Annotated in this window: 22 protein-coding genes; 15 read left to right on the top strand and 7 right to left on the bottom strand. The window is 64.9% G+C overall.

Annotated features, from left to right (window positions below):
- The first annotated feature begins 196 nt into the window (after positions 1 to 196).
- The 4 genes from ACQ5BL_RS21395 to ACQ5BL_RS21380 all read left to right on the top strand — a co-directional run bounded on the left by ACQ5BL_RS21395 (position 197) and on the right by ACQ5BL_RS21380 (position 4,188).
- Positions 197 to 1,609 carry a circularly permuted type 2 ATP-grasp protein gene (locus ACQ5BL_RS21395; protein ID WP_207887153.1) on the top strand — a complete coding sequence of 471 codons (1,413 nt, stop codon included), beginning with the start codon at positions 197 to 199 and terminating at the stop codon, positions 1,607 to 1,609.
- A 2-nt stretch (positions 1,610 to 1,611) separates the two neighbouring features.
- Complete coding sequence (locus tag ACQ5BL_RS21390) at positions 1,612 to 2,562, top strand: alpha-E domain-containing protein (protein ID WP_243806995.1); 951 nt, start codon at positions 1,612 to 1,614, stop codon at positions 2,560 to 2,562.
- Positions 2,559 to 3,386, top strand: a complete 828-nt coding sequence (locus tag ACQ5BL_RS21385; protein ID WP_243806994.1) for a transglutaminase family protein — start codon at positions 2,559 to 2,561, stop codon at positions 3,384 to 3,386. Before ACQ5BL_RS21390 ends, ACQ5BL_RS21385 begins: the two co-directional genes overlap by 4 nt.
- 67 nt (positions 3,387 to 3,453) lie before the next feature.
- Positions 3,454 to 4,188, top strand: coding sequence for a proteasome-type protease (locus tag ACQ5BL_RS21380; protein ID WP_243806993.1), 735 nt, complete (start codon positions 3,454 to 3,456; stop codon positions 4,186 to 4,188).
- Between the two features lie 248 nt (positions 4,189 to 4,436).
- On the opposite strand, the gene ACQ5BL_RS21375 is transcribed toward ACQ5BL_RS21380, so the two are convergent.
- Complete coding sequence (locus tag ACQ5BL_RS21375; protein WP_243806992.1) at positions 4,437 to 5,240, bottom strand: cytochrome c; 804 nt, start codon at positions 5,238 to 5,240, stop codon at positions 4,437 to 4,439.
- Between the two features lie 674 nt (positions 5,241 to 5,914).
- On the opposite strand from ACQ5BL_RS21375, the gene ACQ5BL_RS21370 reads away from it, so the two are divergent.
- The 4 genes from ACQ5BL_RS21370 to ACQ5BL_RS21355 all read left to right on the top strand — a co-directional run bounded on the left by ACQ5BL_RS21370 (position 5,915) and on the right by ACQ5BL_RS21355 (position 11,132).
- Positions 5,915 to 7,120: an acetyl-CoA C-acetyltransferase gene (locus ACQ5BL_RS21370; RefSeq protein WP_243806991.1), complete on the top strand. Its 1,206-nt coding sequence runs from the start codon at positions 5,915 to 5,917 to the stop codon at positions 7,118 to 7,120.
- Positions 7,121 to 7,224: 104 nt separating this feature from the next.
- Positions 7,225 to 9,369 carry a 3-hydroxyacyl-CoA dehydrogenase NAD-binding domain-containing protein gene (locus ACQ5BL_RS21365; RefSeq protein WP_243806990.1) on the top strand — a complete coding sequence of 715 codons (2,145 nt, stop codon included), beginning with the start codon at positions 7,225 to 7,227 and terminating at the stop codon, positions 9,367 to 9,369.
- Positions 9,370 to 9,635: 266 nt separating this feature from the next.
- Positions 9,636 to 10,190, top strand: coding sequence for a cysteine hydrolase family protein (locus tag ACQ5BL_RS21360; protein WP_243806989.1), 555 nt, complete (start codon positions 9,636 to 9,638; stop codon positions 10,188 to 10,190).
- Positions 10,191 to 10,394: 204 nt separating this feature from the next.
- Positions 10,395 to 11,132 (top strand): amidotransferase, encoded by a 738-nt coding sequence (locus ACQ5BL_RS21355; protein ID WP_207887161.1) that lies wholly within the window; start codon positions 10,395 to 10,397, stop codon positions 11,130 to 11,132.
- A 256-nt stretch (positions 11,133 to 11,388) separates the two neighbouring features.
- Here ACQ5BL_RS21355 and ACQ5BL_RS21350 read toward each other — a convergent pair whose 3' ends face one another.
- From ACQ5BL_RS21350 to ACQ5BL_RS21335, 4 genes are all read right to left on the bottom strand, one after another.
- Positions 11,389 to 12,360, bottom strand: a complete 972-nt coding sequence (locus ACQ5BL_RS21350) for a magnesium and cobalt transport protein CorA (RefSeq protein ID WP_243806988.1) — start codon at positions 12,358 to 12,360, stop codon at positions 11,389 to 11,391.
- A 104-nt stretch (positions 12,361 to 12,464) separates the two neighbouring features.
- Positions 12,465 to 12,686, bottom strand: coding sequence for a hypothetical protein (locus ACQ5BL_RS21345; RefSeq protein WP_243806987.1), 222 nt, complete (start codon positions 12,684 to 12,686; stop codon positions 12,465 to 12,467).
- A 404-nt stretch (positions 12,687 to 13,090) separates the two neighbouring features.
- The gene (locus tag ACQ5BL_RS21340; protein WP_207887164.1) at positions 13,091 to 13,276 is read right to left on the bottom strand and encodes a hypothetical protein; all 186 of its coding nucleotides are present in this window, start codon (positions 13,274 to 13,276) and stop codon (positions 13,091 to 13,093) included.
- Between the two features lie 180 nt (positions 13,277 to 13,456).
- Entirely contained in the window at positions 13,457 to 14,146 is a 690-nt protein-coding gene (locus tag ACQ5BL_RS21335; protein WP_207887165.1) for a crotonase/enoyl-CoA hydratase family protein, read from the bottom strand.
- A 210-nt stretch (positions 14,147 to 14,356) separates the two neighbouring features.
- On the opposite strand from ACQ5BL_RS21335, the gene ACQ5BL_RS21330 reads away from it, so the two are divergent.
- Entirely contained in the window at positions 14,357 to 15,631 is a 1,275-nt protein-coding gene (locus ACQ5BL_RS21330) for a hypothetical protein (RefSeq protein WP_243806986.1), read from the top strand.
- Between the two features lie 21 nt (positions 15,632 to 15,652).
- Positions 15,653 to 15,937, top strand: coding sequence for a GNAT family N-acetyltransferase (locus ACQ5BL_RS21325; protein WP_152222548.1), 285 nt, complete (start codon positions 15,653 to 15,655; stop codon positions 15,935 to 15,937).
- A 212-nt stretch (positions 15,938 to 16,149) separates the two neighbouring features.
- On the opposite strand, the gene ACQ5BL_RS21320 is transcribed toward ACQ5BL_RS21325, so the two are convergent.
- Together ACQ5BL_RS21320 and ACQ5BL_RS21315 are read right to left on the bottom strand one after the other, a co-directional pair.
- On the bottom strand, positions 16,150 to 17,226 hold the full coding sequence (locus ACQ5BL_RS21320) for a 3-deoxy-7-phosphoheptulonate synthase (protein ID WP_207887167.1): 1,077 nt from the start codon (positions 17,224 to 17,226) through the stop codon (positions 16,150 to 16,152).
- A 179-nt stretch (positions 17,227 to 17,405) separates the two neighbouring features.
- Complete coding sequence (locus tag ACQ5BL_RS21315; protein ID WP_207887168.1) at positions 17,406 to 17,825, bottom strand: PilZ domain-containing protein; 420 nt, start codon at positions 17,823 to 17,825, stop codon at positions 17,406 to 17,408.
- On the opposite strand from ACQ5BL_RS21315, the gene ACQ5BL_RS21310 reads away from it, so the two are divergent.
- From ACQ5BL_RS21310 to cysB, 5 genes are all read left to right on the top strand, one after another.
- Complete coding sequence (locus ACQ5BL_RS21310; RefSeq protein WP_243806985.1) at positions 17,824 to 18,210, top strand: thioredoxin; 387 nt, start codon at positions 17,824 to 17,826, stop codon at positions 18,208 to 18,210. The two genes, ACQ5BL_RS21315 and ACQ5BL_RS21310, sit on opposite strands and share 2 nt — an antisense overlap.
- Positions 18,210 to 19,157 (top strand): putative 2-dehydropantoate 2-reductase, encoded by a 948-nt coding sequence (locus tag ACQ5BL_RS21305; protein ID WP_243806984.1) that lies wholly within the window; start codon positions 18,210 to 18,212, stop codon positions 19,155 to 19,157. Before ACQ5BL_RS21310 ends, ACQ5BL_RS21305 begins: the two co-directional genes overlap by 1 nt.
- A 21-nt stretch (positions 19,158 to 19,178) precedes the next feature.
- Positions 19,179 to 20,090, top strand: a complete 912-nt coding sequence (locus tag ACQ5BL_RS21300) for a 5'-nucleotidase (protein WP_243806983.1) — start codon at positions 19,179 to 19,181, stop codon at positions 20,088 to 20,090.
- Between the two features lie 92 nt (positions 20,091 to 20,182).
- Entirely contained in the window at positions 20,183 to 20,668 is a 486-nt protein-coding gene (locus ACQ5BL_RS21295; RefSeq protein WP_207887172.1) for a universal stress protein, read from the top strand.
- 166 nt (positions 20,669 to 20,834) lie between these two features.
- Positions 20,835 to 21,809 (top strand): HTH-type transcriptional regulator CysB, encoded by a 975-nt coding sequence (gene cysB, locus ACQ5BL_RS21290; protein WP_207887173.1) that lies wholly within the window; start codon positions 20,835 to 20,837, stop codon positions 21,807 to 21,809.
- The last annotated feature ends 461 nt before the right edge of the window (positions 21,810 to 22,270 follow it).

Raw genomic sequence — 22,270 nt, 5'->3', positions numbered from 1 at the left:
CCGCAAAGCCCCGCCCGCCGGCCATCGCGGCCCCAAACGGGGCGCGCCGGGGCGTAGCGGCCGGCAAAGCGCACCAAGCGGGTGCGGGGTGTTCGGGCAGCCTTTGCAAGTTATTGAATCAACAGGAAATCGACCTCTGGCACGGGCCTTGCGGTGTCCTTCCCATCCGAGGATGAGCGGCAACAAGGAGTAGAAAATGGCTCGGGTGTTCTATGACGAAATGCATGACGCCGCTGGCGCCTGCCGACCGCACTACACGGAGTTCGCCCGCTGGCTGGCGGACATGCCCGGCGAACAGTTGCAACAGCGCCGCCGCGAGGCCGACCTGCTGTTCTACCGCGCCGGGATCACCTTCACCCTCTATGGCGACGACCAGGGCACCGAGCGCCTGATCCCCTTCGACACCATCCCGCGCAGCATTCCCGCCAGCGAATGGAAGATCATCGAGGCCGGCTGCATCCAGCGGGTGCAGGCGCTCAACCTGTTCCTCGCCGACCTCTACCACGACCAGCGCATCCTCAAGGAAGGCCTGATCCCGCCCGAGCAGGTCCTGGCCAACGACCAGTACCAGCTCGCCATGCAGGGCCTGGACGTACCCGGCAACGTCTACGCGCACATCGCCGGCATCGACCTGGTGCGCGACGGCAACGGCGCCTACTACGTCCTCGAGGACAACCTGCGTACCCCCAGCGGCGTCTCCTACATGCTGGAGAACCGCAAGATGATGATGCGCCTGTTCCCCGAGCTGTTCGGCGCCCAGCGCATCGCGCCCATCGACCACTACCCGAACCTGCTGCTCGACACCCTGCGCCAGGCCAGCGAAGTGGAGCAGCCCTGCGTGGTGGTACTGACGCCCGGCCGCTTCAACAGCGCCTACTTCGAGCACGCCTTCCTCGCCCGCGAGATGGGCGTGGAGCTGGTGGAGGGCGCCGACCTGTTCGTCCGCGACGAGCGCGTCTACATGCGCACCACCGCCGGCCCGATGCCGGTGGACGTGATCTACCGGCGGGTCGACGACGACTTCCTCGACCCGCTGGCCTTCAACCCCGACTCCATGCTCGGCGTGCCCGGCCTGCTGGCCGCTTATCGCGCGGGCAACGTGGTGCTGGCCAACGCCATCGGCACCGGGGTGGCCGACGACAAATCCGTCTACCCCTACGTGCCGGAGATGATCCGTTTCTACCTCGACCAGGAACCCATCCTGCACAACGTGCCGACCTGGCAGTGCCGCCGCCCGCAGGACCTGTCCCACGTGCTGGCGCACCTGCCCGAGCTGGTGGTGAAGGAAGCCCAGGGCTCCGGCGGCTACGGCATGCTGGTCGGGCCGGCCGCCAGCAGCGCCGAGATCGAAGCCTTCCGCGCCCGCCTGATGGCGCGGCCGGAGGCCTATATCGCGCAGCCGACGCTGAGTCTGTCGACCTGCCCGACCTTCGTCGAGAACGGCATCGCCCCGCGTCACATCGACCTGCGGCCCTTTGTGCTGTCCGCACCGGACAACGTGCGCCTGGTGCCCGGTGGGCTGACCCGCGTGGCGCTGCGCGAGGGCTCGCTGGTGGTCAACTCGTCACAGGGCGGCGGTACCAAGGACACCTGGGTGGTGGAGGACTGATCATGCTGAGCCGTACCGCTTCCGATCTGTACTGGATGTCCCGTTACCTGGAGCGCGCCGAGAACCTCGCGCGCATGCTCGACGTGTCCTACTCGCTGTCGATGATGCCCCAGGACGGCCGTGGCGATGGCCTGGAAGAACTGGCCATGCCACTGCTGATCACCGGCAACCTCGATGCCTACCTCGCCCGCCACGGCGAGCCGCACGCCGAGCGCCTGCTGAACTTCTTCGCCCTGGATGCGCAGAACCCGGCGAGCATCTACTCCTGCTTTGGCGCGGCCCGCGCTGGCGCCCATGCGGTGCGCGGACGGATCACCACCGACATGTGGGAGAACATCAACGCCACCTGGCTGGAGATGCGCGATATCGCCCAGCAGGGGCTGCTGCGCTATGGCATCAGCCACTTCTGCGAGTGGGTGAAGGACCGCTCGCACCTGTTCCGCGGCGCCACCTTCGGCACCAGCATGCGCAACGACGCCTTCCACTTCATTCGCCTGGGCACCTACATCGAGCGCGCCGACAACACCCTGCGCCTGCTCGATGCCCGCCAGCAGGTACTGGGCGAGCACGGCGCCGGCCCGGCCGAGGGTTCGGCGCGCGGCTACTACCAGTGGACGGCGCTGCTGCGCGCGCTGTCGGCCTTCGAGGGTTACACCGAGCTGTACCGCGATGCGCTCAACGCGCGGAACATCGCCGAACTCCTGCTGCTGCGCGAGGATGTGCCGCGCTCGCTGCTGGCCTGCGCCGAGGAACTGCGCCAGATCCTCGCCAGCCTGCCCGGCGCCAACGGCCGCCCGGCCCAGCGCCTGGCCGCCGAGCTGGAGGCGCGGGTGCGCTACACCGGCATCGACGAAGTGCTGGGCAGCGGCCTGCATCCCTGGATCACCGACCATATCGGGCTGGTCCGCCAGCTCGCCAACGCCATTCACAGCTCGTACCTGGAGGCCGCATGAAACTCTCCATCCGCCATGACACCACCTACCGCTACGAAGACCAGGTGCGCGCGAGCATCCAGTACCTGCGCCTGACCCCCCAGGAAAGCGAGCGCCAGCACGTGCTCGACTGGCAACTGCACCTGCCTCGCCCTGCGCACCCGCAGCGCGATGCGTATGGCAACATTCTCCATGTGCTGACCCTGGACGAGCCCCACGAGGCCATCGTCATCGCCGCCCACGGCCACGTGGAAATCGACGAGGAGAACGAGCGCGAGCACGATCACCTGTCGCCGCTGCCGTTCCTGCGCAGCACCCGCCTGACCCAGGCCGACGGCGCGTTGCAGGAATTCGCCCGCGCCCAGTGCGCCGAGCGCCGCGACCGCAAGGCAATGATCCGCCTGATGCAGGCCTTGAACGAACGCATCGCCTATGTGCCCGGCTCGACCCAGGTGGACAGCACCGCCGCCGAGGCCTTCGCGGCCGGGCAGGGCGTCTGCCAGGACCATGCCCACGTCTTCCTCGCCTGCCTGCGCCACCTCGGCGTACCGGCGCGCTATGTCTCCGGCTACCTCTACACCGATGTCGAGGACCATCTCGCCAGCCATGCCTGGGCCGAGGCCTGGCTGGACGACGCCTGGTACAGCTTCGACGTGACCAACGTGCTGGACCGCCCCGAGCGTCACCTGAAGCTGGCGGTAGGCCTGGACTACCTCGACGCCTGCCCGGTGCGCGGCATGCGTCGGGGCGGCGGTGGGGAGCAGATGCACGCCCGCGTTACCGTGGCGCCGGGGCACCTGCAGCAGATGCAGCAGATGCAGCAGATGCAGCAGGCGCAGCAGTGAGGATGCATGGCACAAGCATCGGCACCGGCATAAGATCGGTGCCAGTTCCCGCTGCCATGAGAAAGCCATGACCTACTGCGTCGCCATGAACCTCACCCAGGGCCTGGTCTTCGTTTCCGATTCGCGCACCAACGCCGGCGTCGACAACATCGCCGTGTTCCGCAAGCTGCACATCTTCGGCACGGCGGGGGAGCGCCTGATCGTGGTGCAGAGCGCCGGCAACCTGGCCACTTCGCAGTCGGTCATCAGCGTGCTGCGCCAGCGCATGGGCAGCGACGAGCCGAACCTGGGCACGGTGGAGAACCTGTTCGAGGCTGCGCGTCTCGTGGGTTCGACGCTGCGCGAGGTGGTCGACCACGACGAGAACATCGGCCAGAACCAGGGCGTCGACCTGGGTAGCTCGTTCCTGGTCGGCGGGCAGATCGGCGAGGAAGTGCCGCGCCTGTTCAACGTCTACCCGCAGGGCAATTTCATCGAATCCACCCGCGACACGCCTTACTTCCAGATCGGCGAGAGCAAGTACGGCAAGCCGATCATCGACCGCGCCATGAGCTACGCCACCCCGCTGGAACAGGCCCTGCGCTGTGCGCTGATCAGCTTCGACTCGACCATCCGCAGCAACCTCTCGGTGGGCATGCCGCTGGACCTGCTGGTGTACCGCGAGGGCAGCCTGGAGGTGCCGGCGGGCTACCGTATCCAGGAGGGCGACCCGTACTTCGAGGGGATTCGCAGCCAGTGGGGGGCGGGGCTGCGCCAACTGCTGGGCGAGCTGCCGGCGCCGCCGGGGGATTACTGGCACTGATGATGGATTTGGGGCGGAGTGCTCTGGTAGGAGCGGACTCTGTCCGCGATCGACTTATCGCCGCTCCGGCCGGCCAGGGAACCGGGGTAAATCAATCGCGGACGGAGTCCGCTCCTACGCCCGCCGGTGATAGTTTCGTAGGGCGCGGTATGCGCCCTACGAGCTGAAAATCGCCACACCCTGTAGGAGCGCGCCATGCGCGCGATCGCGGGCATGGCCCGCTCCTACAGGTTCACTCCGGCGTGCAGTCAACTGCCAGCCTTCACCTTCCGTCCCGCCATGTGCTTCAGGTAGGCGACGATCTGGTCCAGCTCCTTGTCGCTGACGACATCAGCGGCGAAGCCCTTCATCCGCGCCTCCGGCCAGTGCCGCAGGCTCTGCGGGTCGCGGATGTACTGCTTGAGGTAGCCGGCGGCGAAGTACTCGGTAGGGTTGTGCGGCAGGTTCAGGTCCGGGCCGAACTGCGAGTCGCCGGCGCCGTTCAGGCGGTGGCAGGCCAGGCAGTTTTTCTGGAACTGGGCGAAGCCGGCCTGCACCGGTTTTGAGGCGTCCTTGGCGGGTAGCAGGGTCGGGAAACGCTCGGCCAGCGGTTTGAGGTAGCGGATGCTGGCGACCTGGAAGGGCCATTGCTCCGGGCCGATGCCGGCGGCTTTCGGATCGGTCCATACCAGGTAGAACGGCCCGGCGGACGGCTTGCCCTCGGCCAGCGGCGGCCAGGGTTTGTCGGCCTGCTCGATGGCCAGCCAGGCGCGCGAGCCTTTTTCCGCCAGCAGCGGCGCGGCCGGTAGTTCGGCGGCGAAGCCATCCAGTGCTACCGCCTGCAGGTGATCGGCGGACTTCACGCCATCCAGCAGCGCGGCCAGGGGCACGGCGCGGTAGTGCATGGTGCGGTTGTAGGAGACGTCGGCGGGAATCTCGATGTCCTGCGCCTTGGGATTGGCCAGCAGTTGCTCGGTGGTCAGGCGATGCTGGCCATCGGGCAGTTCAAGGGTCAGGGTGGCGGCGAAGGACGTGGGGCAGAGCAGCAGCAAGGACAGCAGCAGTGGACGCATGGAGGTTCGGTTCCGTGAACGGGGAGGGCCGGCGAACCATAGCAGAAGGTGGGGATGTGGGGAGGTGACTCCCGCGCTGCGTTGACCGTGGCTCGCTGATAGCGGCACGCGGTGCGCAGCAACGGGATCGTTGGTGTGTTGTCCCTAACCGACCAGACGACTCAGATTGGGGATGATCAGTACAACAGTGGTGGCAAAGACGATCAGGCTAGCCTGACGCCATTTTCTCGATTGTTGATGATCCATCATGGCCTTCCGCCTTTCTTGTTGTTGGCGCGGTTCCGATCCGCACTCACGGCCTGTCGGCAGTGGAGCCAGCGCCTTGGCTTCTGACCGCCCCGGCAAAACCCGGCAGCGGCACTCTTCGCAGTGTCTGCCAAATGGAGTCTAAGCCTAGTGCGACGTGGGCTTAGACCATCTGGCAGCAAGTCCTGCAGTTCCAGGCATATTCCATCTATATGAACAGCGCGTGACAGCTCTGGCCCGCCTGTCGACCGTTTGTCCGGCATTTTGCGCAGGCCTTTTCCAGAGCCTTCGCCCTCCGGCCCGCCGGTCGGAGGTTGAGCGTGGCGGTCAATGCGCCTGAGCGCTGCGGTCATTGTCGGTGTCCGCCACGCCGCTAAGGTAGGCCGACACGCCACGCCTGCGTGACGACAACTCTAAGAGAGAACGCCATGACCGAAGCATTCATTTACGACGCGGTGCGTACTCCCCGCGGCAAAGGCAAGAAGGACGGAGCGCTGCACAGCGTCAAACCGGTCAACCTGATGGCCGGTGTCCTGCGTGCGCTGCAGCAGCGCAACCAGCTCGATACCGCCCAGGTCGACGACATCGTCCTGGGCTGCGTGACCCCGGTGGGCGACCAGGGCGCGGACATCGCCAAGACCGCCGCGCTGGTGGCCGACTGGGACGAACAGGTGGCCGGCGTGCAGATCAACCGCTTCTGCGCCTCGGGCCTGGAGGCGGTCAACCTGGGCGCCATGAAGGTGCGCTCGGGCTTCGAGGACCTGGTGGTGGTCGGCGGCGTGGAGTCCATGTCCCGCGTGCCCATGGGCTCCGACGGCGGCGCCTGGGCGCTGGACCCGGAAACCAACCTGCACACCAGCTTCGTCCCCCAGGGTATCGGCGCCGACCTGATCGCCACCCTGGAAGGCTTCAGCCGCGCTGACGTCGATGCCTTCGCCCTGCGCTCCCAGCAGAAGGCCGCCAAGGCCCGCGCCGAAGGCCTGTTCGCCAAATCCCTGGTGCCGGTGACCGACCAGAACGGCATCGTCCTGCTCGACCATGACGAATTCATCCGCGCCGATTCCACCCTCGAAGGCCTCGGCGCGCTCAAGCCCAGCTTCGAGATGATGGGGCAGATGGGCTTCGATGCCACCGCGCTGCGCAAGTACAGCTTCGTCGAGCGCATCGAGCACGTGCACACACCGGGCAACAGCTCCGGCATCGTCGACGGCGCCGCCGCCATGCTCATCGGTTCCGAGGCCAAGGGCCGCGAGCTGGGCCTGAAGGCCCGCGGGCGCATCGTCGCCACCGCGGTGACCAGCACCGACCCGACCATCATGCTCACCGGCCCCGCGCCGGCGACCCGCAAGGCGCTGGCCAAGGCGGGGCTCAAGGCCGAGGACATTGACCTCTACGAGGTCAACGAAGCCTTCGCCTCGGTGGTGATGAAGTTCATGAAGGACATGGGCGTGCCGGAGAGCAAGGTCAACGTCAACGGCGGCTCCATCGCCATGGGCCACCCGCTGGGCGCCACCGGCTGCATGATCCTCGGCACCCTGCTGGATGAGCTGGAGCGGCGCAACCTGCGCTACGGCCTGGCCACCCTTTGCGTGGGCGGCGGCATGGGCATTGCGACGATTATCGAACGAATCTGATCTTGTAGGAGCGAGGGGGACGCCTAGTCCTTGCTCGCGAACCTCCCAGAGCTTCGCGAGCAAGCTCGCTCCTACAGGTCTCCCACCCTGGGAAGAGAACAAAAATGACTGACGCCATCCGTTACGAGAAAGGCCAGGACAACATTGTCGTCCTGACCATGGACATGCCCGGCCAGAGCGCCAACACCATGAACGGTGTGTACCGCGAGGCCATGGCCGCCACCGTGGCGCGCCTGGAAGCCGAAAAGGATTCGATCGCTGGCGTGGTGATCACCTCGGCGAAGAAGACCTTCTTCGCCGGCGGCGACCTCAATGAACTGATCAAGGTGACCAAGGCTGATGCCCAGGCTTTCTACGAAGGCATCCTGGTTATCAAGGGCCAGCTGCGTCGCCTGGAGACCCTCGGCAAGCCCGTGGTCGCCGCCATCAACGGTGCAGCCTTGGGCGGCGGCTGGGAAATCTGCCTGGCCTGCCATCACCGCATCGCCCTGGATGAAAGCCACGTCCAGCTCGGCCTGCCGGAAGTCACCCTGGGCCTGCTGCCCGGCGGTGGCGGCGTGGTGCGCATGGTGCGCCTGCTCGGCCTGGAGAAGGCGCTGCCGTACTTGGCCGAAGGCAAGAAGGTGCGCCCGGACCAGGCGCTCAAGGCCGGCCTTATCCACCAGCTGGCCACCAGCCGCGAAGACATGCTGGCCAAGGCCCGCGAGTGGATCGCCGCCAATCCGGCCGCCAAGCAACCTTGGGACAGCGCCGGCTACAAGATTCCCGGCGGCACGCCGTCCAGCCCCGCTGTGGCGCAGATGCTGGCCATCGCCCCGTCCGTGCTGCGCGACAAGACCAAGGGCTGCTTCCCGGCGCCGGAGAAGATCATGTGCGCTGCCGTCGAAGGTGCGCAGGTGGATTTCGACACCGCGCAGCTGATCGAGGCGCGCTATTTCACCGAGCTGACCACCGGCCAGGTGGCGAAGAACATGATTGGTACCTTCTGGTTCCAGCTCAACGAGATCAACGCCGGCAAGTCCCGCCCGCAGGGCATCCCGCCGCAGCAAACAAAAAAGGTCGGGGTGATTGGCGCCGGCATGATGGGCGCGGGCATCGCCTACGTTTCGGCCGCCGCCGGCATCGAGGTGGTGCTCAAGGACGTTTCCCTCGAAGCGGCAGAGAAGGGCAAGGCCTACTCCGCCGGCCTGCTGGACAAGAAGGTCGGCAAGGGCCAGATGAGCGCCGAGAAGCGCGACGCCTTCCTCGCGCTGATCAAGCCGACCTCCAGTGATGCCGATTTCGAGGGCTGCGACCTGATCATCGAAGCGGTGTTCGAGGACCGTGGCCTGAAGGCCAAGGTCAGCGCCGCCGCAGAAAGCGCCGCGCTGCCGGATGCGGTGATCGCCTCCAACACATCGACCCTGCCGATCACCGGCCTGGCCGAAGCCGTGGCGCAGCCGCAGAAGTTCATCGGTCTGCACTTCTTCAGCCCGGTGGACAAGATGCCGCTGGTGGAGATCATCCGTGGCGAGAAGACCGACGACTCCACCCTGGCCCGCGCCTTCGACTACGTCCTGCAGATCAAGAAGACCCCGATCGTCGTTCACGACAGTCGCGGCTTCTTCACCTCCCGCGTGTTCGGCACCTTCACCAACGAAGGCCTGGCCATGCTCGGCGAGGGCGTGTCGGCGGCGATGATCGAGAACCAGGCGCGCCAGGCCGGCATGCCGGTGGGCCCGCTGGCGATCAGCGACGAAGTATCGATGAGCCTGATGACCCACATCCGCGAGCAGACCCGCAAGGACCTGGAAGCCGAAGGCAAGCAGTTGCCCAGGCACCCGGCCTTCGCCGTGGTGGACCTGATGGTCAAGGAGTACAAGCGCCCCGGCAAAGCCGCTGGCGCCGGTTTCTACGACTATCCCGCCAATGGCAGGAAGCACCTGTGGCCGGAGCTGAAGCAGCGCTTCGAGAAGGCCGACGCGCAGATCTCCGCCGAGGATGTGCGCGACCGCATCCTCTTCGTGCAGGCCATCGAGACCGTGCGTTGCGTGGAGGAGGGCGTGCTGACCTCCACCGCCGACGCCAACATCGGCTCGATCTTCGGCATCGGCTTCGCCGCCTGGAGCGGCGGCGCGCTGCAGTTCATCAACCAGTACGGGCTGAAGGACTTCGTCGCCCGCGCCGAGTACCTGGCCGAGCAGTACGGCGAGCGTTTCCTGCCGCCGGCACTGTTGCTGGAGAAGGCGGCGCGGGGGGAGAACTTCTAAGTCAGCTCCTCAAGAGCCCCTCACCCTAACCCTGACTGCGCGTCCCGCTCCTCAAGCGGGAGAGGGGACCGTTCGGCGCAGGATGAAACTACAGCGTCAGCCGGCACGAACTGCCCCCTCTCCCTCTGGGAGAGGGTTGGGGTGAGGGGGACGTTCTGGCGCGAAGTTTCAAGTGCACTACCAGAAGTAAGCCGGTCCCATGGCCGGTTTTTTCTTGCCCGCACAGGCCGTAGGATGACGGCTTCCCACCAGCACGGATCGCCCCGATGACACCTCCCGCCCTGTTGATCATCGACCAGCAGAAAGGCATGCGCGAAAGCCCCGAGCCGCGCAACAACCCGCAGGCCGAGCAGCGCATCGGCGAACTGCTGGCCGCGTGGCGCCAGGCCGGCTGGCCACTGGTGCACATCCGCCACATCTCCCGCACGCCCGGCTCGCCTTTTTGGCCGGGCCAGCCGGGTGCGGAGTTCCAGGAGGAGCTGGCGCCGCTGGAGCATGAGCACGTGGTGGAGAAGAACGTCCCCGACGCCTTCATCAACAGCGGCCTGGAGCGCTGGCTCCGGGTGCGTGGCATCGACTCGGTGGTGATCTGCGGCGTCAGCACCAACAACTCGGTCGAGGCCACGGCCCGTACGGCGGGCAACCTGGGCTTCGCCACGCGGGTCGTGGCGGACGCCTGCTATGCCTTCGACAAGCCCGATTTCAACGGTGTGCGGCGCAGCGCGGAGGAGGTCCACGCCATGTCCCTGGCCAACCTGCAAGGCGAATATGCGCAAGTGGGGGACGCGAACTCGATCCTGCGAACGCTGTCCCTGGGCTGAGTCCTTGCCGACCGGCCGTCACCCTTGTGCGTCCACGCAATTGAAGGGTGACGGGTTTTCCGGTATTTCCCCTGAAATTCCTGCACAAGAATCGTCTTCGGCATCTTGTGCGGTGAAAAAAATGGGCGTAATTTTCACGCGCGTTTCATCAGTGCCAGGAAAACCATTCTTATCAGCCGCTAACCCCCCAGGAATCACCCCTGCATGTCGTTGCACATCTGCATTCTGGAAACCGACATCCTCCGCCCCGAGCTGATCGACCAGTACAAAGGCTATGGCTGGATGTTCCAGCAACTGTTCGCCAAGCAACCCGTTCCGGCCGAGTTCAAGGTCTACAACGTGGTGGAAGGGCATTACCCGCCCGACGATGAGAAGTACGACGCCTACCTGGTGACAGGCAGCAAGGCGGACTCCTTCGGCGACGACCCCTGGATCCAGAAGCTCAAGGACTATGTGCTGGAGCGATACCAGCGTGGCGACAAGCTGCTGGGCGTGTGCTTCGGCCACCAGTTGCTGGCCCTGGTGCTGGGCGGCAAGGCCGAGCGCGCCAGTCAGGGCTGGGGCGTGGGCATCCACGACTACCGCATCGAGGAGCAGCCGGAGTGGATGAGCCCGGCGCCGGGCGATGGCCTGACCCTGCTGGTCAGCCACCAGGACCAGGTCACCGAACTGCCCCACGGCGCGCGCCGTATCGCGTCGAGCGATTTCTGCCCGAACGCCGCCTACGCCATTGGCGACCAGGTGCTGTGCTTCCAGGGCCACCCGGAGTTCCAGAGCGATTACTCCCAGGCGATACTCGAACTGCGCAAGCACGTGTTCAGCGAGCCGGTATTCCAGTCCGGCATCGACAGCCTCGTTCGTCCGCACCAGGGCACTGCCGTGGGCGAGTGGATGATGCGCTTCGTGCAGCAGGGCCGCGAGAAGAAGCAGAACGCTGCCTGATTCCTGCTGCGTCCCATGAAAACGCCGCTCATTCGAGCGGCGTTTTCGTTTGTGTGGTTGCGCCTTTCGGCGCCATCGCGGGCATGGCCCGCTCCTACGGGTTCTGGCGTCATGCTGAGGCGTCCTTCCGGAGGGCGCGCATTCCGCCGCGACGGATTTCGCGGACAAGGTCCGCTCCTACGATCGCCGGATATTGCCGCGTCGTCCTTGTAGGAGCGGGCCATGCCCGCGATCCGGCCGCGAGGCCGGCCAGGCCTCAGAGCCACTCCGCCTGCTTGAAGCTGATGTACAACCCGACGCAGCCCAGCACCAGTAGGCCCATGACCAGGAAGTAGCCGTAGTGCCAGTGCAACTCCGGAATGTATTCGAAGTTCATGCCGTAGATGCCGGCCACCGCCGTGGGAAAGGCGAGGATCGCCGCCCAGGCGGCGAACTTGCGCTGCACTACGCTTTGCCGTGAAGACTCCAGCGCCAGCCCCACCTCGATGGTCTGGGTGGCCACGTCGCGCAGGGTGGTGAGGTCTTCCAGCAGGCGATTCACATGGATCGCCACGTCGCGGAAGTAGGGGCGCATCTGCTTGTCGATGAAGGGGAAGTCCAGGCGCTGCAGCTCCTGGCAGATCTCCACCATGGGTGCGGCATAGTGCTTGAGCCTGAGCACCTCGCGGCGCAGGCCGTAGATCTTCTCGATCTGCTCCTGGGTCAGCGACTTGCGCAGCACCTGTTGCTCCACTTCCTCGATTTCCCCGCGGATGGCTTCCACCACCGGTTCGTAGTTGCTGACCACGAAGTCGAGCAGGGCATAAAGCACGAAGTCGGTGCCGTGGGCCAGTAGGAGTGGCCGCGCCTCGCAACGCTGGCGCACCTGGGAATAGGACTGCGAGAAGCCGTGGCGGGCGCTGATGATGTAGCCAATGCCGGCGAACAGGTGGGTTTCCACGAACATCAGCCGACTGTCGGCGCGGATTGGCGAATAGATCACCATGAACAGCGCATCGCCGAAGGTCTCCAGCTTCGGTCGGCTGTGCTTTTCCAGGGCGTCGGAGACGGCCAGTTCGTGCAGGTTGAACTGCCGCTGCAGGTTGAACATTTCTTCCGGTGTCGGCTCCTGCAACCCCGTCCAGACAAAATGATCGGGCTGGCAGGCCCAGCGATAACCGTCCTCCAGGGGAATATCGGAGACCTTGCGGCCCTTGCTGTAGACGGCGGATGCAATGACACGGCCCATGGTGACCCCCGCAACTGGCTGGCGCGCGGGACGGTTCGCCCCACGATGCAGACGCTCACGCGGACAGTGTTGGACAAGCTGGCCGGCTGCGCCAGCCGGAAGGCTCAGGAGTGAGGGCGAAGGGAGTTCTGCAGGCCCTGCAGGGCCACCGGCAGCGCCTGGTTGATGCGGGTGAAGAGTCCGCTTCGGTCGATGTTGTCCACCGGTGCGCGGCGGGCGCTGTCGTAGCCGACGGCCAGTGCCATGACGACCAGGATCACCATGGTGTAGAGCCCCAGGACGGCGAGGGCGCCGTTGCGAGCGTAGCGGTGGGCTTGGCGATTCATGGTGGCGATCCGGGCGGGTGGAAACGATGGCTCAGTGTCGCTGTCGCCCTGCCGGCTGAATAACGAAGCCGGTTGCTTTCGTGTATCAGGGAAATTGATGGGGGCTCGGGAGGCGCCCGGCGAAGGCGAGGCTGGAGCACGTCGGGCCTTGCCTGAAGGCGTTTGCCCGATACCGGCATGGCGAGCCGCGTGGTACGGCCTTGCCTGGCGAACGGCGGGGCGGGCTGGGCGCTGTTGGTGGAGCGCTGCCTGGACGACCCGCGGGGCGCAGTGGTGGTCTACCGCAAGGGTGTGGCTGCAGCCGAGTGAGGACATCCCGTCGCCCTTGATAAGCCCGGCCACAAGCCGGGCTTTTCGCACAGGGCTGGACGGCATGATGTCACCTGCAGCGGGCGGGGGCGGAGTCAGCCTTGCTTGGCAGTGGCTTCCACGGTGTGGCTGGCCGCCTGCTCGGTCACTTGCTGCTGGGCGCTCTGGGTCAGCTCCAGCATGCGGTTCTGCATCAGCGGGGATTCTTCGGCGAAGCTGGCCTGGGCGGCGAGGGCGGTCACAGCGGCGAAGACGGTAGCGGCGATAACGTTGAGTTTCATGGTGAACACCTCCGATGGTGTTGCTTTGGGTTCATCCATAGGTTAATGCGCAATAATTTTTAAAAAATAGCGATTCGGCTTAATCAGTATTTACAAAAACGTAACAGTTGACCCGGGCAAATGAACGATGCGGACAGAAAAAAGCCCGGCGCGGGGCCGGGCTTTTCTTCAGCGTTGACCTCAGGCGAGGTGCTGCTTGTCCTGCTCGATGGCGCGGTCGAGGGTCTCCAGCAACTGCTTGCGCACCTTCAGCTTGGTGTTGCGGTGGGCGGTCATGTTGAGCTTCTTCAGGTGGCGTGCCGCTTCCAGGGCCGCTTCCTGCAGCTGCTCGGCCGCTACCACCTTGTCGAGGAAGCCGGCGTCCACGGCATCGCGGGGGTTGAACATCTCGGCGTTGATCACCGAGCGGGTGAAGGCCGAGCGACGCAGGCGGTCGCGGGCCAGTTCGATGCCCACGTGGTGCATGGTCATGCCGATGGCGACTTCGTTGAGGCCGATCTGGAACGGGCCGTCGACGCCGATCCGGTAGTCCGCCGAGAGCAGGATGAAAGCACCCTTGGCCACGGCATGGCCGGTGCAGGCGACGATGACCGGGTAGGGGTGGGAGAGCATACGGCGCGCCAGGGTGGAACCGGCGGCTACCAGGCTCACGGCGTTTTCCGGGCCGGAGGTCATCACCTTCAGGTCGTAACCGCCGGAGAGGATGCCCGGCTGGCCGGTAACGATGACTACGGCCCGATCCTGTTCCGCCTGATCCAGCGCCTGGTTGAAGGCCTCGATGACGGCGGGGGAGATCGCGTTCACCTTGCCGTTGCTCAGGGTCAGGGTGGCGATGCCGTCTTCGAGTTGGTAGGTGATCAGCTCACTCATGGCGGTAGTCCTTGGTTGGAAGTGGGCCAGAACATACTGACGGGGGGAGCGTGCGTAAAGCACTTTGGCTGACCGGTGAGTCACCCGTAATCCGGGCTCTGTGGGGATTCGCACACATTTCCGGGAAGCCGTCGTGGAGGGCATTCGACAGTGCTGTTAAGCTGCCACTATTGCCCGTGATGCCCCCGCTCTCGCAAGGACCGCCACCCCATGTCGAAACTGGTCAAATGGATATTCCTCGCTCTGGTCGCCGTCGCCCTGATCATCAAGGCGTCGTTGTGGCTGTCCGTGCGCAGCATCGTCAACGACGCGATCGCACAGTTATCGCCGATGATGGAGATCAGCTACGGCGGCATTTCCTCGTCCTTCGACGGCCGGGTGGGTCTCAAGAACGTGGTGATCAAGGTGCCCATGGCGCGGGACAGCCTCAAGGTTGCCCATGCCCAGTTGAAGTTCGACGGCTTGCGGGAACTGTTGAGCTTCAAGGAGCGCCTGGCCGAGCGCAAGCTGCCCGAGCAGTTGACGCTGGAGCTGCAGGGTGTCGAGCTGGAGGTGGCCGGCCCGTTCGTGCAGCAGCTGTATGCCGTGCCCGCCGAGAAGAGCGCCTTCACCGCGATGAGCGAAGTGGCTTGCGGCGACGTTCGCAACATCGGTGTCGATGAATTGCTGCAGATGGGCTATCGCACCCTGCAATCGGACCTTGAATTCTCCTACCGCTTCGAGCCCGGTGCGCAGAAGCTCAGCTTCAGCCTGCGCAACGACGCCCGCGACATGCTGGACCTGCACCTGAGCATGTTGCTGATGAATGTGTCCGAACGTCCGGGCGACATGCGCGTGAACCCGCCACGAATCGAGCAGGTCACCGTGGAGATGGACGACAACCAGTACCAGCGCCGGGTCACCGAGTTCTGCCGTGGCAAGCTCGGCCTCGACCAGAAGGCCTACGTGGCGCTGTCGCTGGAGAAGTTCGACCAGGCCCTGCGCCAGCAGCGCATCGCACTGGACAAGCCGGTGCTCGATGCCTATGGCCGCTACCTGAGCGATCCCCGTTCGCTGCGCGTCGAGCTGACCCCGACCGAGGGGATGACGTGGGATGGTCTACAGTTCTTCGAGCCCAAGGATGTGATCGGGATGCTGCGTCCGAGCGTCCTGGTCAACCAGGAGGCGGTGACGCCGTTGGGTTTCACCTGGGTCGATCCTCTGAAGCACAAAATCACTCCTGAAAACGACCTTCAAATGGTTTCGGCTGAAGAAACGGTTGAGTCGAAGCCTAGAACGCAGCAATATGAGTTCGTTAATGTTGACAGCCTTGCCCAGTACACTGGCAAGCGCCTGCAGTTCATCACGTTTGATGGTGCCTATTACCAGGGTGTGCTGCACAAGGTGGAGAACGGTCGAGCCTATATCACTGTCCTGTTAGGGACAGGCTCGGCGGAAATGTTCCTCCGCCTGAACAAGATCAATCAGGTGCGGGTCATGTTGTGAGGCCCCAGAAGGAGAGAGCAAGTGAGTGAGTCGTTGTCCATCCATCACGATGAAACCAGCCACCAGTTCGTCACGACGGTGGATGGCCATCGCGCCTATCTGGCCTATATGGATCTGGGCAAACAGACGCTCGACATCTACCGCACCTTCGTTCCGGACACTTTGCGTGGCCGTGGTATTGCCGCCGCTCTCACCGAACACGCCCTGCAGTACGCCGAGCGCAAAGGCTACAGCGTTATCCCGTCGTGCTCCTACGTGGAACGCTACCTGGAGCGCCGCCAGCGGCATACCGATACCGCGCTCTGATAGCCACAGACATGGAAAGCCCCGCTGATGCGGGGCTTTTTCTTGGGCGGCTTTTTGTTGTGGGAGCGAGCTTGCTCGCGAACGGAGTTACTCGAAACTCCTTGGCTGGGCGGTTCGCGAGCAAGCTCGCTCCTACAGATTCCCAGCCCAGGCAGCGATCGTGAAGGCGTAAAAAAGCCGGGCAATGCCCGGCTTTTTCATTACCGCAAACCTCAGCCGCGCTGACGCTTGGGCAGGACGTCCTTGAGCTTGGCGTGCATGCTGCGCACGGCCTTTTCGGTGGCGTCCCAGTCGATGCAGGCATCGGTGACGGATACGCCGTACTGCAGCTGGCACAGGTCCTTCGGGATCGACTGGTTGCCCCAGTTCAGGTGGCTTTCCACCATCAGGCCGACGATGGAGTTGTTGCCTTCGGCGATCTGGTTGGCGACGTTGTCCATCACCAGCGGCTGCAGGGCCGGGTCCTTGTTGGAGTTGGCGTGGCTGCAGTCGACCATGATGTTCAGCGGGATCTTCGCCTTGTTCAGCTCCTGCTCGCACAGGGCAACGCTGACCGAGTCATAGTTCGGCTTGCCGTTGCCGCCGCGCAGTACCACGTGGCCATAGGGGTTGCCCTTGGTGGTGACGATGGACACGCCGCCCAGCTGGTTGATGCCGAGGAAGCGGTGCGGGCTGGAGACCGATTGCAGGGCGTTGATCGCTACGGTCAGGCTGCCGTCGGTGCCGTTCTTGAAGCCGACCGCCGAGGACAGGCCGGAGGCCATTTCGCGGTGGGTCTGGGATTCGGTGGTGCGTGCGCCGATGGCCGACCAGCTGATCAGGTCCTGCAGGTACTGCGGGGAGATCGGGTCGAGCGCTTCGGTGGCGGTGGGCAGGCCCATCTCGGCGAGGTCCCGCAGCAGCTGGCGACCGATGTGCAGGCCGTCCTGGATCTTGAAGGAGTCGTCCAGGTAGGGGTCGTTGATCAGGCCTTTCCAGCCGACGGTGGTGCGCGGCTTCTCGAAGTACACGCGCATCACCAGGAACAGGGTGTCGGATACTTCCGCGGCCAGCACCTTCAGGCGCTCGGCGTATTCGTGGGCGGCCTTGATATCGTGGATCGAGCAGGGGCCGATTACCACGAACAGGCGGTGGTCCTTGCCGTCGAGAATGTCGCGGACGACCTGGCGGCCGTGGGCGACGGTGCGCAGGGCGGCGTCGGTCAGGGGGATTTCGCGCTTGAGCTGCTCCGGCGTGATCAGGGTCTCGTTGGAGGCAACGTTAAGGTCGTCGATCTGTAAATCAGCCATCGTGGTACTCAATCAGGTCACGGGTGCCGGCCGCCAGGAATCCCCGTGCGATGGGGCTCAGGCAGATATTCGCTAAGGGGAACCCGAACCTTAACCGGTCCGACGCTGGCTCGACAATGGCCTTTGGCAGGAAAATGCCCGGACCACGGGCATTTGCGCGACTTTCTGCGCGAGTGGCGTCAGAGTGCGCAAAACAATGGGAAGTCCGCGGCGTTGCGCGCGATCCATTCCAGGGCGAGTTCCTCGAATGACAGCGTGCTGCCGGTTTCATGCTCGCGTTGGCGCCGATAGCGCTCTATCTGGCACACCTGCTCGACCATGCGGGCGCGGAACAGCGTGTCTTCGTCGATGAAGGCAATGCCCACCAGGTAGTCGTCGTTCTGCTTGCGGCTCCAGGCCACCACGCCCGGATAGCGCGCCGAGTCGCCCAGCAGGGGAATGCGCAGCTCGATGGAGGTGCCACGGCGAAAGCCCCGCGGCGAGTTGCACGCCACACCGCCGAGGCTGATATTGTGCAGGCGCTGGCGCGGCAGGAAGGTCTGTTTGCGAATGACCAGCTCAACCGGAAGGTCACAGGGGTGACGCAGGAACTGCCGCATGACGGAATGCTCCGACCGCAATCTTTCTAGTATTGGCCATTTGAGTATAGTGCCGGCGCTGGAGCTGACCGACCTGGACGCCGACCGTCGGCTGCTTTCCCTGTCGGGCACATCGCTGCTGGTGTTCACCAGCGAGGGTTGCTCCTCCTGCCGCTGGGCGCGGGCGAAGCTGCCGGAATTCGGCCTGCCCGTGGACCGCCTGTGCTGGGTCGACGCCGGCCGCAGCGGCGGTCTGGTGACGCGCTACGGCGTATTCCACCTCCCGGCGATGTTCCTGGTGCGCGACGGCCACTTCCTCGGCCCGGTCCATGCCGCCCTGCGCCCCGAATCCCTGATCGACGCCGTGTGCGCTGGACTGTCGCGCCCGGCTGAGGAGTTACCTTGATGAATCTGCGAATCGGCATCATTGGAACCGGCGCCATCGGCGGTTTCTATGGCCTGATGCTGGCCCGCGCCGGCCATGACGTGCATTTCCTGCTGCGCAGCGAATACCCGGCAGTGGCGGAGAACGGTCTGCGCCTGAACAGTCAGGTGCATGGCGAACTGAGCCTGGCGCCGGTGAATGCCTATGACGATGTCGAGCACATGCCGCCCTGTGACTGGCTGCTGGTCGGCGCCAAAACCACCAGCAATGCCAGCCTGGCGCCCCTGATCGCCCAGGCGGCCTCCCGTGGCGCCAAGGTCCTGCTGCTGCAGAATGGCCTGGCGGTCGAGGACGAACTGCGGGCGTTGCTGCCCGATCACCTGCATCTGCTGGGCGGTCTCTGCTTCATCTGCGTGCACCGCAGCGCGCCGGGTGTCATCGAGCACCAGGCCTTCGGCGCGGTGAACATCGGTTATCACTCGGGCCCTGCTGTAGACGAGCAGGCGCGCGCGGCGATAGTCGAGGAGGGCGTCGGGCTGTTCCAGAGCGCCGAGCTGGGTTCCAACGCCATGCCCAGCCTTGAGCACGCGCGCTGGCAGAAACTGGTGTGGAACATTCCCTACAACGGTCTCTCGGTGCTGCTCGACAGCGGCACCCGGGCGATCATGGACAATCCCGACAGCCGGGCGCTGGTGGCCGAGTTGATGGAGGAGGTGGTGGCTGGCGCGAAAGCCTGTGGCCATGCGTTGCCGCCGAACATCGTCGGCGCGATGCTGGCCTCGACCGACGCCATGCCGGACTACCTGCCGAGCATGTACCACGACTTTGCGCAGCACCGTCCGCTGGAGCTGGGCGCGATCTACGCGGCACCGCTGGCGGCGGCACGCGAAGCCGGCAACGAGATGCCGAAGATCGAGGCGCTGTACCGCGCCCTGCGCTTCATCGACGCGCGCAACCAGGCTCGTTGAGCCACATCATCGGAGAGCGACATGGCGAAGGGGCTGGGCGACAAGCTGGTGGTGGCGATTTCCTCGCGGGCGCTGTTCGACCTGCGCGAGAGCCACCAGGTGTATGAGCGCGAGGGCGTCGAAGCCTATCGGCAGTACCAGATCGCCCGCGAGGACGAGGTGCTGCCACCGGGCGATGCCTTCGCCCTGGTGCAGAAGCTGCTGGCGCTCAACGGCGACTCCGACAGCGCGCCGGTGGAGGTCATCCTGGTCTCGCGCAACAGCGCCGATACCGGCCTGCGCGTGTTCAACTCGATCCAGCACTACGGCCTGGGCATTTCCCGCGCTGCCTTCGTCGGCGGCCGCAGTCCGTATCCGTACCTGAAGGCGTTCAACTGCCATCTGTTCCTCTCCACCCACATCGACGACGTGCGCAATGCGCTGGAGGCCGGTTTCGCCGCCGCCACCATTCTCTCCGGCGGCACCCGGCGCGAGAGCAACGGCGAGCTGCGTTTCGCCTTCGACGGCGATGCGGTGCTGTTTTCCGACGACTCCGAGCGCGTCTACCAGCAGGGCGGGCTGGAAGCGTTCCAGACCCATGAGCGCGAATCCGCCCGCGAGCCGCTGGGCGGCGGTCCGTTCAAGCCCTTCCTCGCTGCGCTCAACCGGGTGCAGCAGGCGTTCCCGCAGGAGTCCTGCCCGATCCGCACGGCGCTGGTCACCGCCCGCTCGGCGCCGGCCCACGAACGGGTGATCCGCACGCTGCGCGAGTGGGATATCCGTCTCGACGAATCGCTGTTCCTCGGCGGCCTGGACAAGGCCGCATTCCTCGAAGCCTTCGCCGCCGACGTGTTCTTCGACGACCAGGCGGGGCATTGCGAGACGGCCCGCGAGGTAGTGGCTACCGGCCACGTTCCGCACGGCGTGAGCAACGAAAAGCAAACCGCCGGATAGCCGCCAGGCCCCGATATACGGTCCCTGCGGAGCACCTCGCGTTCTGCTGCTACGCTGCTGATAGGCCCGCCGTGCAGGCAGTAGGAGGCCGCATGATCCGATCGATTCTTTACGCCACCGACCTTGGTCTTTATGCACCTTATGTTCTCCAGCATGCCCTCTCGCTGGCGCGGGCCTATGGGGTCCAGTTGTATGTGGTGCACGCGGTGGAGCCGCTCGGGCTGTTCGCCGAGTCGGTGCTGCAAACCTATCTGGACGAAAACACGCTCAAGGAAATGCGCGCCAATGGCCTGGCCAACGTGATGGGCAGCATCGAGCAGCGCGTGATGGAAGGGTTCCGCGACGAGCTGGGGGAGCCGCGTCAGGATGCCGAGCTGATCCATTCCGTGCGGGTCATTCAGGGGGACCCGCCCATGGTGATCCTCGATGAAGCGCGGCGTCTGGGGGTGGACCTGATAGTGGCCGGCAGCCACAGCCACGGGGAGGGGCTGAATACGCCGCTGGGGCGCACCGCAGGGCGTCTGGTGCAATTGGCAGAGGTGCCGGTGTACCTGGTGCCGATGCTCCTGCATCGCTGAGCGCGGTGTGACAATGCGTCGGGTAAACCCTGAATTTCCGTAAGGCTTTAGACGAATGGCGTGCAGGGCTAAAAAAAACGTCTAGTTTTATTCCTTAAACCATTAATATGGTTATAAAACCATAAGCCCTGATCGCGGGTCGCGACATTCTTTCCGAGGAAATTCCATGAAGCTTCAGCAACTGCGCTATATCTGGGAAGTCGCGCATCACGATCTGAACGTCTCGGCCACTGCTCAAAGCCTGTATACCTCCCAGCCCGGCATCAGCAAGCAGATCCGCCTGCTCGAAGACGAACTGGGTGTCGAAGTCTTCGCCCGCAGCGGCAAGCACCTTACCCGCGTCACCCCGGCCGGCGAGCGCATCATCAATACCGCCGGCGAGATCCTGCGCAAGGTCGAGAGCATCAAGCAGATCGCCCAGGAGTTCTCCAACGAGAAGAAGGGCACGCTGTCCATCGCCACCACCCACACCCAGGCGCGTTATGCGCTGCCGGGCGTGATCAGCGGCTTCATCAAGCAGTACCCGGACGTCTCCCTGCACATGCACCAGGGCACGCCGATGCAGATCGCCGAAATGGCTGCCGACGGCACCGTCGACTTCGCCATCGCCACCGAGGCGCTGGAGCTGTTCGGCGACCTGATCATGATGCCGTGCTACCGCTGGAACCGCTGCGTGATCGTGCCCCAGGGCCACCCGCTGACCAAGGTGCCGAAGCTGACCCTGGAGCTGCTGGCCGAGCAGCCCATCGTTACCTACGTATTCGGCTTCACTGGCCGCTCCAAGCTGGACGAGGCCTTCAACCAGCGCGGCCTGGTGCCGAAGGTGGTATTCACCGCCGCCGACGCCGACGTGATCAAGACCTATGTGCGCCTGGGCCTGGGCGTGGGCATCGTCGCCCACATGGCGGTCGATCCGAAGCTCGACAGCGACCTGGTAATGCTCGACGCCAGCCACCTGTTCGAGTCCAGCGTGACCAAGATCGGTTTCCGTCGCGGGACCTTCCTGCGCGGCTTCATGTGCGACTTCATCGAGAAGTTCGCCCCCCACCTGACCCGCGATCTGCTGTCCAAGGCCGTGCAGTGCCACAACAAGACCGAGCTGGATGAGCTGTTCGAAGGGATCGAATTGCCGGTTTACTGATCGGGTTCGAGTCTCCGGTATCTGCCGTAGTACGGCTTCAAGGAAAACGCCGCGATTCTAATGGGAATCGCGGCGTTTTTTATTGGGCAGGCCTGCGCGTTATTCGCCCTGCGAAGAGCAAGAGCATCGCGGACGGAGTCCGCTCCTACGGGAGTCGCGCGGGTCGGCCATGCCCTTGTAGGAGCGAGCTTGCTCGCGAACAGATTTTCCCGGTCGCATCGGCGTTGGGCGGTTCGCGAGCAAGCTCGCTCCTACGAAAAGCACAAAGCGGTTTCCAGAGAAATTTCCGCACGCGCCGGAGCGCCCCTTCAGGAGGCCGAGTGGAGTCGGAGTTTCAGGGGTTGAGCGGCATGGATGCCGCGAGAGCGTCGTTGGGCCATGGATGGCCCGTCGACGCGTGCCCCTGAAACTTCGATGGAACGAGGGAACCCCGGCGAAGCCGGGGCCGGATGATGGGGCAG

The organism is Pseudomonas sp. B1-22 (assembly GCF_050474425.1).
Taxonomy (GTDB): domain Bacteria; phylum Pseudomonadota; class Gammaproteobacteria; order Pseudomonadales; family Pseudomonadaceae; genus Pseudomonas.
Note: the sequence above shows the minus strand (reverse complement) of the source record. Positions and strands in the feature narration are given on the sequence as shown.

What these genes read in the sequence shown, in the direction of transcription:
- ACQ5BL_RS21305 (WP_243806984.1), top strand. Translation starts at nt 18,210, where the DNA reads ATGAATCTGCGAATCGGCATCATTGGAACCGGCGCCATCGGCGGTTTC.
- ACQ5BL_RS21370 (WP_243806991.1), top strand. Translation starts at nt 5,915, where the DNA reads ATGACCGAAGCATTCATTTACGACGCGGTGCGTACTCCCCGCGGCAAA.
- ACQ5BL_RS21380 (WP_243806993.1), top strand. Translation starts at nt 3,454, where the DNA reads ATGACCTACTGCGTCGCCATGAACCTCACCCAGGGCCTGGTCTTCGTT.
- ACQ5BL_RS21355 (WP_207887161.1), top strand. Translation starts at nt 10,395, where the DNA reads ATGTCGTTGCACATCTGCATTCTGGAAACCGACATCCTCCGCCCCGAG.
- ACQ5BL_RS21315 (WP_207887168.1), bottom strand. Translation starts at nt 17,825, where the DNA reads ATGCGGCAGTTCCTGCGTCACCCCTGTGACCTTCCGGTTGAGCTGGTC.
- ACQ5BL_RS21395 (WP_207887153.1), top strand. Translation starts at nt 197, where the DNA reads ATGGCTCGGGTGTTCTATGACGAAATGCATGACGCCGCTGGCGCCTGC.
- ACQ5BL_RS21330 (WP_243806986.1), top strand. Translation starts at nt 14,357, where the DNA reads ATGTCGAAACTGGTCAAATGGATATTCCTCGCTCTGGTCGCCGTCGCC.
- ACQ5BL_RS21310 (WP_243806985.1), top strand. Translation starts at nt 17,824, where the DNA reads ATGACGGAATGCTCCGACCGCAATCTTTCTAGTATTGGCCATTTGAGT.
- ACQ5BL_RS21340 (WP_207887164.1), bottom strand. Translation starts at nt 13,276, where the DNA reads ATGAAACTCAACGTTATCGCCGCTACCGTCTTCGCCGCTGTGACCGCC.
- ACQ5BL_RS21345 (WP_243806987.1), bottom strand. Translation starts at nt 12,686, where the DNA reads ATGAATCGCCAAGCCCACCGCTACGCTCGCAACGGCGCCCTCGCCGTC.
- ACQ5BL_RS21300 (WP_243806983.1), top strand. Translation starts at nt 19,179, where the DNA reads ATGGCGAAGGGGCTGGGCGACAAGCTGGTGGTGGCGATTTCCTCGCGG.
- ACQ5BL_RS21335 (WP_207887165.1), bottom strand. Translation starts at nt 14,146, where the DNA reads ATGAGTGAGCTGATCACCTACCAACTCGAAGACGGCATCGCCACCCTG.
- ACQ5BL_RS21375 (WP_243806992.1), bottom strand. Translation starts at nt 5,240, where the DNA reads ATGCGTCCACTGCTGCTGTCCTTGCTGCTGCTCTGCCCCACGTCCTTC.
- ACQ5BL_RS21350 (WP_243806988.1), bottom strand. Translation starts at nt 12,360, where the DNA reads ATGGGCCGTGTCATTGCATCCGCCGTCTACAGCAAGGGCCGCAAGGTC.
- ACQ5BL_RS21360 (WP_243806989.1), top strand. Translation starts at nt 9,636, where the DNA reads ATGACACCTCCCGCCCTGTTGATCATCGACCAGCAGAAAGGCATGCGC.
- ACQ5BL_RS21295 (WP_207887172.1), top strand. Translation starts at nt 20,183, where the DNA reads ATGATCCGATCGATTCTTTACGCCACCGACCTTGGTCTTTATGCACCT.
- cysB (WP_207887173.1), top strand. Translation starts at nt 20,835, where the DNA reads ATGAAGCTTCAGCAACTGCGCTATATCTGGGAAGTCGCGCATCACGAT.
- ACQ5BL_RS21320 (WP_207887167.1), bottom strand. Translation starts at nt 17,226, where the DNA reads ATGGCTGATTTACAGATCGACGACCTTAACGTTGCCTCCAACGAGACC.
- ACQ5BL_RS21365 (WP_243806990.1), top strand. Translation starts at nt 7,225, where the DNA reads ATGACTGACGCCATCCGTTACGAGAAAGGCCAGGACAACATTGTCGTC.
- ACQ5BL_RS21385 (WP_243806994.1), top strand. Translation starts at nt 2,559, where the DNA reads ATGAAACTCTCCATCCGCCATGACACCACCTACCGCTACGAAGACCAG.
- ACQ5BL_RS21390 (WP_243806995.1), top strand. Translation starts at nt 1,612, where the DNA reads ATGCTGAGCCGTACCGCTTCCGATCTGTACTGGATGTCCCGTTACCTG.